The 7,490-nt window shown below is 73.7% G+C and carries 7 protein-coding genes; 3 read left to right on the top strand and 4 right to left on the bottom strand.

The window, feature by feature from the left end; translation table 11 throughout:
* Positions 1-39: 39 nt before the first annotated feature.
* Positions 40-1,428, bottom strand: coding sequence for an MFS transporter (locus ACFT55_RS17740; protein ID WP_380245166.1), 1,389 nt, complete (start codon positions 1,426-1,428; stop codon positions 40-42).
* Between the two features lie 152 nt (positions 1,429-1,580).
* Between ACFT55_RS17740 and ACFT55_RS17735 the strand changes: the two genes are divergently transcribed.
* Positions 1,581-2,501 (top strand): LysR family transcriptional regulator, encoded by a 921-nt coding sequence (locus ACFT55_RS17735; RefSeq protein ID WP_380245165.1) that lies wholly within the window; start codon positions 1,581-1,583, stop codon positions 2,499-2,501.
* 84 nt (positions 2,502-2,585) lie between these two features.
* Positions 2,586-3,359, top strand: coding sequence for a DedA family protein (locus ACFT55_RS17730; RefSeq protein ID WP_380245164.1), 774 nt, complete (start codon positions 2,586-2,588; stop codon positions 3,357-3,359).
* On the opposite strand, the gene nhaA is transcribed toward ACFT55_RS17730, so the two are convergent.
* Positions 3,325-4,620: a Na+/H+ antiporter NhaA gene (gene nhaA / locus ACFT55_RS17725; protein ID WP_380245163.1), complete on the bottom strand. Its 1,296-nt coding sequence runs from the start codon at positions 4,618-4,620 to the stop codon at positions 3,325-3,327. The two genes, ACFT55_RS17730 and nhaA, sit on opposite strands and share 35 nt — an antisense overlap.
* 126 nt (positions 4,621-4,746) lie before the next feature.
* Positions 4,747-5,307, bottom strand: coding sequence for a DUF1697 domain-containing protein (locus ACFT55_RS17720; RefSeq protein WP_380245162.1), 561 nt, complete (start codon positions 5,305-5,307; stop codon positions 4,747-4,749).
* Positions 5,308-5,566: 259 nt separating this feature from the next.
* Between ACFT55_RS17720 and ACFT55_RS17715 the strand changes: the two genes are divergently transcribed.
* Entirely contained in the window at positions 5,567-6,934 is a 1,368-nt protein-coding gene (locus ACFT55_RS17715; protein ID WP_380245161.1) for a PhoH family protein, read from the top strand.
* Between the two features lie 18 nt (positions 6,935-6,952).
* Here ACFT55_RS17715 and ACFT55_RS17710 read toward each other — a convergent pair.
* Positions 6,953-7,490: FUSC family protein (locus tag ACFT55_RS17710; RefSeq protein WP_380245160.1), on the bottom strand; the 538-nt coding region annotated here is incomplete at its 5' end.

Here is a 7,490-nt window from a genome sequence, read left to right as displayed (position 1 = left end):
GCGTGCGCCGGCCGGCCGCAGCGAAGGTCGCGGGCCCCGTCATGCCGCGGCCCCGGTCGCCGCCCGGTCGCGGGCGTCGAGCTCGCGCAGCGAGATGCCGCGGGTCTCGCGCATGCTCAGCACGGCCACCGTGGTGATGGCGCCGGCCACGAGGAGGTAGAGGGCGGTCGGCCACCACGACCCGGTGGTCTTCAGCCAGGTGGTGGCGAGGATCGGGGCCAGCGACCCGGCGAGGATCGACGTCACCTGGTAGCTGATCGACACCCCGGAGTACCGCATCCGGGTCGGGAACATCTCGGCCATGATCGCGGGCTGTCCGGCGTACATGAGGGCGTGGAACAGCAGGCCCACCATGATGACGAGGAGCGCCACGACGGTGCTCCGCGTGCCGAACGCTGGGAACGCCCACAGGCCCCAGGTGCCGCCGAGGATCGCCCCGGCCAGGTAGACCGGCTTGCGGCCGACCCGGTCGGCGAGCCTGCCGACCGCGAGGATGACGAGGAAGTGGAACGCGTGGGCGATAGCGATGACCCCGAGGATCGACGCGGTGTCCATCCCCAGCCCGGTGCCGAGGTAGACGATCGAGAAGCTCACGACGAGGTAGTACATGATGTTTTCCGCGAACCGCAGGCCCATGCCGGTCAGGACGCCGCGCGGGTACCGCTTGACGACGTCGACGACGCCATAGCCGGCGGACTTGCCCTGCTCGAGCTCGACCTTCGCCTCTTCGAAGATGGGCGCGTCCGTGATGGTGGTGCGGATCCAGTAGCCGACGAGCACGACGACGGCCGACAGCCAGAACGCGACGCGCCAGCCCCACGAGAGGAACGCGGCGTCGCTGAGAGTGGTCGACATGACCCACAGGACGGCGGTGGCGAGCAGGTTGCCCACGGGGACGGCGGCCTGCGGCCACGCGGCCCACCGGGCGCGGCTGCGGTCAGGGGCGTGCTCGGCCACGAGCAGGACGGCACCTCCCCACTCGCCGCCGAGAGCGATGCCCTGCACGAAACGCAGCACCACGAGCAGCGCCGGCGCAGCAAGGCCGATGGTGGCGTAGCTCGGTAGGCATCCCATGAGCACCGTCGCGGCGCCGATCATCATGATCGTGATCTGCAGGGTGTGCTTGCGGCCCAGCTGGTCGCCGAGGTGACCGAAGATCACGCCGCCCAGCGGCCGCGCGAGGAAGCCGATCGCGTACGTGACGAAGGCGGCGATGATGCCGTCGTACTCGTTGCCCATGGCGGGCATCAGCACCTTGTCGAACACGAGCGCCGCGGCGGTCGCGTAGAGGAAGAAGTCGTACCACTCGACGACCGTGCCGGCCATCGAGGCCGACACGATCCTGGTGAGCAGCGACCGGTCGCTCCCGGCGTCGCCCGCCGCGCCGTGGGTCGCGCGGTCCTGCGCGGTGTTCTGGCCCGAGGCCATGGTTCCTCCGGTGTCGTCGTTGACACGGTGGCTGGCGCCACTCCTGACGCCGAGGATGCTGCCGGTCCGGCACGTGTGCGTGCAACGACCAACTGAGCACGCCTGGTGTGCAGGGATGCACAGACGTCGAGCGGTGACAGTAGGGTGCGCTCGTGCCGACGACGCCGCAGCCCTCTCCCGACCAGCTCCTCGTCCTGCTCGAGGTGGCTCGCACGGGCCGGTACACGACGGCGGCCGAGGTGCTGGGCGTCAACCACACGACCGTCGCCCGCAATGTCGCGTCCCTCGAGCGAGCGCTCGGCGGCCGGGTGCTGGTCCGCGGCGCCGAGGGCTGGGAGCTCACCGGCCTGGGCGAGCGCGCGGCGCGAGCCGCAGAGGCGGTCGCGACGGCCGTGGCCGGCCTCGCGGCGCGGGACGGCGAGCTCGACCTTGTCACGGGCGTCGTGCGGATGACGGCCACCGACGGCTTCAGCGCCTACATCGCGTCCCCCGCCGTCGCGGCCCTGCGCCGGCGCCACCCCGAGCTGTCCGTCGAGCTGGTCACGGTGACCCGGCACGCGACGCAGCACCGCTCCGGCGTGGACGTGGAGGTGGTGGTCGGCGAGCCGCAGGTGGGCCGCGCGAAAGCCGTGCGGCTGGGGGAGTACGAGCTCGGCATGTATGCCTCGCGCTCCTACCTCGACGACCGCGGGGCGCCGGCGTCGGTCGCGGACCTCGCAGGCCACGGGCTCGTGTACTTCGTGAACTCGATGCTGCAGGTGGACGCCCTCGACGCTCCGCGTCGGCTGGTGCCGGGGATGCGCGACGCGCTCACGTCCACCAACGTCTTCGTCCACGTCGAGGCCACGCGTTCCGGCGCAGGGGTCGGGTTCCTTCCGTGCTTCATGGCAGACCGGCACGCCGACCTCGTGCGCCTGCTGCCCGGTGAGGTACGCGACCGGCTGCCCTACTGGGCGGTGGTGCACCCGGAGTCGTGGCGGCGCCCTGCTGTCGCCGCCCTGCTGGAGTCGCTGCACGAACAGGTGGGACGCAGCCGAGAGGCGCTGCTCGGCGGCGCTCCCCACCAGGGCTGAGCAGGCAGTCTCAGGGTCCCCCCAGGGTCGAACCGGGGGCACACCCCATGGTCGCGCCCGGTCCCGCCGTCCGAAGGTGGACGCATGATCGACGCGATCGCCTCGCTGTGGGCCCAGCTGGAGAGCACGCTGTTCGCGCTCGTCGCCTCCGCCTGGGCGTTCCCCGCGCTGTTCGTGTCCACGGCCGCCGACGGCTTCTTCCCGCCGGTGCCCGGAGAGACGATGGTCATGATGCTGGCCGTCGGTTCCGAGACCGGTCAGGGCGTGAACCTCGGCCTCGTGGTGCTCGTCGCGGCCCTCGGCGCCTGGTGCGGGGACCAGGTGGCCTACGCCGTCGGGCGGGCGCTCGGGGCGTCGCGCGTGCCGTTCCTGCGCGGCCCGCGCGGGCAGCGGGCGGTCGCCTGGGCGGCCCGCTCCTTCGAGCGCCGCGGAGCCTCGGTCGTGCTCGGCGCGCGCTTCGTGCCCGTGGGCCGGATGGCCGTGAACGTCACCGCCGGCGCCGTCGGCTTCTCCCGGCGCCGGTTCATGGCGTTGTCGGCCGTGGCGTCCCTGGCGTGGGCGTGCTGGACCGTGCTGCTCGGCGTGGTGGCGGCGGCCTCGCTCGGGGACCAGCCCCTCCTGGCCGTCGCAGTCGGGATCGTCGTCGGCACCGTGATCGGCGTCGTCGTCGACCGCGTGCTGACGGCCTGGGGGAGCCGGACCCGCCGGCCCGCGGGACCGGCGCCCACCGTGGGCCCCGCGGCGGCCGGGGTGGCGCAGCGGGAGCCGGCGCTCGCGGGCTTCGCGGTGGGACCGCGCGTGCCCGCCCGCGCCGCCGGCGCCCTCAGTGCTCCAGCCGGTCCTTCTCGTCCCCGATGAAGTCGGTGACGGCGTCGTCCACGTCGTCGCGGTTCATGTCGGCCGTCCGTGCCTGGCGCACGTCCCACCGCAGCATCAGCGCGCCGAGGACGGCGGCGATCACCGACGCCAGCAGGATGGCCGACTTCGCGCCGAGCGTGTGCTCGGACTCGTGGCCGAAGGACAGCTCGGTGATGAGCAGCGACACGGTGAACCCGATCCCCGCGAGCAGGGCCACCGGCAGCAGGTCCCGCACGCCGATGCCCTGGGCCAGGCGCAGCGGCGTGACCCGGGTGACGAGCCAGGTGGTGCCCAGGACGCCCAGGAGCTTGCCCAGGACGAGGCCGGCGAGGATCGCGAGCACGACCGGCTGCTCGAGGACCTCGGCGATCCCCCCGCCGTCGCGCAGGTCCACCCCGGCCGCGAAGAACGCGAAGATCGGGAGCGCGAGGCCCTGCGACCACGGCTTGACCGCGAGCTCGTAGCGGTGCGTGCGGCTCTGCGCCTCCCCGTGCACCGGGCGGGCCGCGACGGTGAAGCCCATGAGCACACCGGCCACCGTCGCGTGCACGCCGGACGCGTGCATGAAGGCCCAGGCGACGACGAACAGCGGGACGAGCAGCCACCAGCGCGGCGTGCGCGTGCGGACGTACCAGCCGAAGAGCGCGATCACGACCAGGGACGCGGCGAGGTACCCGAACTGGACCTCGGCCGTGTAGAAGACCGCGATGACGATGATCGCGAGCAGGTCGTCCACGACCGCGAGGGTGAGCAGGAAGGTCCGGATCGCCGCGGGCAGCCCCTTGCCGAAGACGGCGAGCACCGCCAGCGCGAAGGCGATGTCGGTGGCCGTCGGGATCGCCCAGCCCTCCAGGGCGCTGGAGTCGCCGAGGGCCAGCACGACGACCGTGTAGATGATGGCGGGCAACGCCATGCCGCCGACGGCGGCGAGCATCGGGACCCCCGCCTCCTTGGGGCTGCGCAGGCTGCCTGCGACGAACTCGTGCTTCAGCTCCAGCCCGACGACGAAGAAGAAGATCGCGAGGAGGCCGTCCGCGGCCCATGCGGCGACCGTGAGGTCGAGGTGGATGTGCAGCGGGCCGAGGTACGCGAAGCCGAGGACGGTCTCCGACAGGTCGAGGTACCACTGGCGCCAGGCCGAGTTGGCCAGCACGAGCGCCAGGATCGCGGCGATGATGAGGAGCGCGCCGCCGGTCGTCTCGCGAGAGACGAAGCGGCGCAGGCGGGTGCCGAACGTGGGGACGGTGACGTCAGTGCTCAAGATGCTCCCTGTCGGGGTCGGAGGTCGACAAGCTCCCGGCGTCGCAGCCGGTGCCACCGACCAGACTTCCCGGCTCACCCGCGGGCCAGCCTAACGTCCGGTGCCCGGGTCCGGCGGCGTCGTCCGTCAGGTCGCCTCGCGGGCCATCGCCACCAGCCGCGCGAGGGTGTTCCAGTTGCGCCCGGTGGTCCAGGTGCCCGCGGCGCGGTCGATCACGGCTGACGTCAGCCGGGACTTGCCGATACCGTCGACGTAGTCCACGAAGAGCACGCCCTCCGCGACGACGAACCGCTCCGGGTGGTCCTCGGCGAGCGCCGCGACCCCGTCCGCGTCGACCGGCTCGGGACCGACGAGCACCAGCACCTGCGACGGGTGGTCGGCGGCGGCCTCGGGGAACGGGTCGGCGGCCAGGAGCGCGGCCGCTCGTCCGGCCGGCAGCGCGACGGCGCGCACGTCGCCCCCGAGCCGCTCCGCGAGCGCCGCCGCGACCCGCTCCGCGACGCCCTCGTCCCCGGCGTCGCCCGTGCCCACGACGTTGCCGCTGTTCGCGTAGGTGCGGGCGCCGTCGAGGCCGGCGTCCGTCGCGGCCGCGCGCAGGTCGGCGGCCGAGACCCTGCGGTGGGGGCCCAGGTTCACGCCGCGCAGCAGGACGACGTAGGCGGTGCGGGCGGGCTCGGAGGATGCCATGGGCTCCATGGTGCTCGCCGGTCGGCCCGGCGTCGCGGCGGGGTCCGGCGCGTGAACGACGGGTGACAAGTTCCCGACCCGCCGCAGCGGGGGTGGTGGCGAGAATCACACCGTCGTAGTTTGGCGGCAGGGACGGTGTCCAGCCGTCCTCGGGGAGGCCGGCCGATGGGGAGCATGCTCCGTGCGGGAGGGCCGGCTCCGGACCGGCGCCGCGCGGCGTCCCCGGGCCAGCCGCCCGCCCACCTGGAGGGAGCTCGCCGTGGCCCGAACCGCACCCGTCCCTGAGCAGGGCACCGCCGACGTGGACGGCACCGCCCGCCGCACGTTCGTCATCGACACGTCCGTGCTGTTGTCCGACCCGCGGGCGATCTACCGCTTCGCCGAGCACGACGTCGTCCTGCCGGTCGTCGTCGTCACCGAGCTGGAGGCCAAGCGGCACCACGCCGAGCTCGGCTACTTCGCCCGCAGCGCGCTGCGCATGCTCGACGACCTGCGCGTGAAGCACGGCAGGCTCGACGCCCCGATCCCGGTCGGGGAGTCCGGCGGCACGTTGCGCGTGGAGCTCAACCACACGGACCCGCAGGCGCTGCCGGCAGGCTTCCGGCTGGGCGACAACGACACCCGGATCCTCGCCGTGGCGGCGAACCTCGCCGCGGAGGGCCGTGCCGTCACCGTCGTCTCCAAGGACCTGCCCATGCGGGTCAAGGCGTCGGCCGTCGGCCTGCGGGCGGAGGAGTTCCGCCACGAGCTCGCCGTGGACTCCGGCTGGACGGGGATGCGCGAGGTCGACGTCGCCGACGAGCAGGTCGCGACCCTGTACGAGGGGGGCGAGGTGGAGCTCGCCGCCCTCGACCCGGCGGTCGTCGAGGCGGCGTCGCCGCTGCTGTGCCACACCGGTCTGGTGGTCCACTCGGCGGGCAGCTCCGCGCTCGGCCGGGTCACGGCGGACAAGACGATCCGGCTCGTCCGGGGCGACCAGGACGTGTTCGGCGTGCACGGCCGCTCGGCGGAGCAGCGGGTCGCCATCGACCTGCTGCTCGACCCGGAGGTGGGGATCGTCTCGCTGGGCGGGCGCGCCGGGACCGGCAAGTCGGCCCTCGCGCTGTGCGCCGGCCTGGAGGCCGTCCTGGAGCGGCGGCAGCACCGCAAGATCCTCGTCTTCCGCCCGTTGTACGCGGTGGGCGGACAGGAGCTGGGCTACCTGCCGGGGTCCGAGTCCGAGAAGATGAACCCGTGGGCGCAGGCCGTGTTCGACACGCTCGGCGCGCTCGTCTCGCCCGAGGTGCTGGACGAGGTCATCGACCGCGAGATGCTCGAGGTGCTGCCGCTCACGCACATCCGCGGGCGCTCGCTGCACGACGCGTTCGTCATCGTCGACGAGGCCCAGTCCCTGGAGCGCAACGTGCTCCTCACCGTGCTGTCGCGCATCGGGCAGCAGTCGCGGGTGGTGCTCACGCACGACGTCGCGCAGCGGGACAACCTGCGGGTGGGCCGGCACGACGGTGTCGCGGCCGTGATCGAGGCGATGAAGGGGCACCCGCTCTTCGCGCACGTCACGCTCACCCGGTCGGAGCGGTCGCCCGTGGCGGCGCTCGTCACCGAGATGCTGGAGTCGCTGGAGATCTGAGCGACCCCGCGCCGCCGGTCAGGCGGGCGCCGACCGGCGGCGCGGGTGCACCAGCACCACGGCGAGCAGGCCGAGGACGGCGCCCAGCACCGTGTCGAGCGCGCGGGACGCGGCGATGCCCGCGGGGTCGACGGCGCCGCCGAGGGACGTCATCAGCAGCGCCATCGGGGTGATGGTGAGCATCGCGAGCCCGTAGTGGCGCCCGACGACGATCTCCGTGACGACCTGCAGCACGACGACGACGACGCACGTGGCGGCGAACGAGAGGTGTGCCGCGAGCAGCGGCCAGGCGAGGAGCGCGCCCACGACGGTGCCGGCGCCGCGCTGCAGCGCGCGGACCACCGCGTGGTGGGTGGTGGTCCCCTGGAGGGTGGCGGTCGCGCCCAGCTGCGCCCATGCCGGGTGGCTGAGTCCTGCCGCCACCGTGACGGCGCCGGCCACGACGCCCGCGACGACGACGCGGACGCTCCCGAGCCGCCAGCCGCGCGTCGCCCAGGCGGCGCGCGCGTCGTCGCGCAGGCGACGCCGGGGCGGCAGGGTGTCGGCGGCGGCGACC

The sequence above is a fragment of the Isoptericola sp. NPDC057191 genome (assembly GCF_042670225.1).
In the GTDB taxonomy this organism is placed as follows: domain Bacteria; phylum Actinomycetota; class Actinomycetes; order Actinomycetales; family Cellulomonadaceae; genus Isoptericola.
The sequence above is the reverse complement of the archived record's forward strand: the minus strand, read 5'-3'. Positions and strand labels throughout refer to the sequence as shown.

Excerpts from the sequence above, each read along its gene's own strand:
- ACFT55_RS17740 (WP_380245166.1), bottom strand. The coding sequence starts at position 1,428 with ATGGCCTCGGGCCAGAACACCGCGCAGGACCGCGCGACCCACGGCGCG.
- ACFT55_RS17730 (WP_380245164.1), top strand. The coding sequence starts at position 2,586 with ATGATCGACGCGATCGCCTCGCTGTGGGCCCAGCTGGAGAGCACGCTG.
- ACFT55_RS17720 (WP_380245162.1), bottom strand. The coding sequence starts at position 5,307 with ATGGCATCCTCCGAGCCCGCCCGCACCGCCTACGTCGTCCTGCTGCGC.